The organism is Candidatus Eisenbacteria bacterium, from assembly GCA_030017955.1.
GTDB lineage: Bacteria > Eisenbacteria > RBG-16-71-46 > JASEGR01 > JASEGR01 > JASEGR01.
This window is the reverse complement of the sequence record JASEGR010000160.1, coordinates 1-2,828: the sequence shown is the minus strand read 5'-3', so window position 1 is coordinate 2,828 and position 2,828 is coordinate 1. Positions and strand designations below refer to the sequence as shown.

Below are 2,828 nucleotides of genomic sequence, written 5' to 3'. Positions count from 1 at the left end.
GGCGAGAAGCCCCTATGAAAGTGTCGTGTCCGGGGGCAAAGACATAGACAAGGAACTTTCGGGACACGACACTAACAGGTCGGACAGGTTCCAAGGTAGATTGAGTGTCTCCCCCCGCAGCTAATGCTGCCTGGTGGGAATGCCGATGAAGGAATCGGCATGGAACTCTCAATCCTGATTGTAAGCAAAGATGAAAGGCTGCTGACAGAACTGCATCCCTTTCTGGCTCGAAAGGCAGTAAGGGGTCTCTACACTCCCACGCTGGAATCCAGTCTGGAGATTGCCGCAGAAGGAAAACCCGAGCTAGCGGTAATAGATGCACCTGCAGGTGATCGGGACATCGAGCTTCTGCGAAAGCTCAAAAAGAAACATCCTTCTCTCCAAATCATCCTTCTAACCGATGGATCATCCCTGAACTCCGGGCGCGATGCATTCACCATAGGCGTGAGAAATTTCGTTCCGAAACCATTTGACCTCGAGACCCTCTCATCAGTCATCTCAGTGGCTCTCGGGAGCATACGGAAGAGAAAGACAAGAGATGCACTCTCCAGAGCGACTCTGGAAGAGTTTGGGTTCGAAAGAATAATTGGTGTGAGCGAGGGCTTCAAGGAGACGCTCGATGTCGCGAGAAGGGTGAGCGAATCGGACGCCACCTCCGTGCTTATCCGTGGAGAAAGTGGAACCGGAAAGGAACTCATTGCAAGAGCAATACACGCGGGGAGCAGAAGGAGGGATGGACCTTTTGTTGATGTGAACTGCGCTGCCATACCGGACAATCTCCTCGAAAGCGAGCTATTCGGTCACGAAAAGGGAGCCTTCACAGACGCAGGGCGGGAGAAAATCGGACTTTTTGAGATGGCTGATGGTGGCACAATATTCCTTGACGAAATTGGTGAACTCGGATTCGAGCTTCAGGCAAAACTTCTGAGATTCCTCGATACAAAGATGGTGAGAAGAATCGCCGGCTCGCTTTCAATTGCCATCGATGCCCGGATAATTGCGGCGACGAACAGAGAGCTCCAAAAGGACGTTGAGAACAAGAAATTCAGAGGCGACCTTTACTACAGATTGAATGTCGTTGAGCTGAGAATCCCGCCCCTCCGTGAAAGGGGAGATGACGTCGTCCTTCTGGCAAGACACTTTATCGAAAAACTCAGGACAGATTTCAAGAAACCAGGACTCTCTCTGAGCCGGACGGCGCTTGCTGCCATCAGGAAGTACAACTGGCCGGGGAATGTCAGGGAGCTCATGAACGTACTTGAAAGAGCGGTCTTACTCTCAAAGGGCGGTGTGATTGAGCCATCCGATCTGCCCCTTGGCGAGCCAAGAAGCGGCCCCCACGGCGGAATGAGCTCGGGTATTGACGACGTAAGAATTGAGCTTCCAGATGAGGGGATAACGCTTGAGGTCATGGAGAGAAAGCTAATTGAAGCTACCCTTGAAAAGTGCGGCTGGAACGTCGTGAAAGCAGCGAAGCTCCTGGGTGTCGGAAGGGGCACTCTCAGATACAGGATGAAGAAGTACCGGATAGAACCTGCGTTGGAGGAATCTTTCACCTGACGGCGCAGGCGCGCAGGACTCCTGGGGAAATTTGCTCTCAGCGGCTCTTTTGAGCCACTTTCACATCTCTTTACGTTTCCATAAGATACGACGCTGTCCCCTTTGTCCCATGCGGGAAAACCCGCTTCCGGCCCGGAACCTGGCGCTCGTCGATACTCGCGGTTGGCATTCGTTCTCCGGGCTGCCTTCCAAGTCGTTTCTCCTATATCGCCATAACTCCGAACGAGTTCTAGTTCTTCCGGGGTCACTTGAATCAGCCAAAGATGTCCGGGATCAGCGGGCACTGCCGTTTTGGCACACGGCTTGCGATTCCAGGAAGAGTGATCAGCAGTTGGGCAGGTCAACAAACGAAAGGAGGTTCGCCATGTTCCGAATGGCGCGTGTAGCAAGGTACTTGATTGCCATGAGCTTTGTGGTTGCCGTTGCAGGAGCTCTGCTCACAGGCTGTGGGAAGGACAATCCGCTTTCTCCTGACAGGGGGGGATCACTGCACCCAACTTTGTAAGGGTGCCACTTCCGGGAGGAAAGGGAGTTTCGGAAGGACCAATTAGGACACTGTTCACCTTTGATGAAGCGACCGGTGGGACATTCAATCTGGATAGATACACACTGGGTTTCGAACCGGGATTCATTGATAACGTGGACGGTGGACCGGTTGGGGTGACCCTTACTATTCCAGATCCTTCAATAGTGATGTTGGATCTTACGATTGCTCCATCTGAGTGGAACTCTTTTGAAGATGTGGTAGTCGTGACCATCTCCCTGGCCGGAACGGGCGTATCGCCGAAGGATGTTTTGGGTCTTTGGTACAATAAACAGACCGGTCTCTGGGAACAAGTTTCCCTTAATTATTCTGAAGAGGGAAACACAGTCTCCCTGGAACTCAAGCACTTCTCGAGATACGCTCTGGCCAACTCGAATTAGCCTCTTGGATTGATAAGGGAAGGGGCAGGTAGAGGACCTGCCCCTTTCTTTTTTCTCCGCCTAATCGTCCTGTCTGATCAATCCCCGCAGCCCTGGCACAAGATATGTTACTTCCTTAAGAAGGCGCGTTCTTGCCTGAATTCTGAACAAATCTATTGCGGCTTGGTGCTGCCGGTTTTCAAGTCATTGCAGAATGCAATCCTGCCGATGACATGCAGACGAACGCTCTTAACGAGAAGTGAGCGACCTGCCGATAATGCCTTTAGTTAGTGTGCCGTCCCAGAAATAGCTTTACGAAATGCAGGGCGTTTCATAAGGCACACTGCCAGGGGGTATGAGGGGGT

Annotated in this window: 2 protein-coding genes; both read left to right on the top strand. The window is 52.1% G+C overall.

Going from position 1 to position 2,828, the window contains the following annotated elements; translation table 11 throughout:
* The first annotated feature begins 159 nt into the window (after positions 1-159).
* On the top strand, positions 160-1,560 hold the full coding sequence (locus QME66_13225; protein ID MDI6809909.1) for a sigma-54 dependent transcriptional regulator: 1,401 nt from the start codon (positions 160-162) through the stop codon (positions 1,558-1,560).
* Positions 1,561-2,067: 507 nt separating this feature from the next.
* A complete protein-coding gene (locus QME66_13220) occupies positions 2,068-2,484 on the top strand; it encodes a hypothetical protein (GenBank protein MDI6809908.1) in 417 nt (138 codons plus the stop codon).
* Positions 2,485-2,828 lie beyond the last annotated feature (344 nt).

What these genes read in the sequence shown, in the direction of transcription:
- QME66_13225 (MDI6809909.1), top strand. Translation starts at nt 160, where the DNA reads ATGGAACTCTCAATCCTGATTGTAAGCAAAGATGAAAGGCTGCTGACA.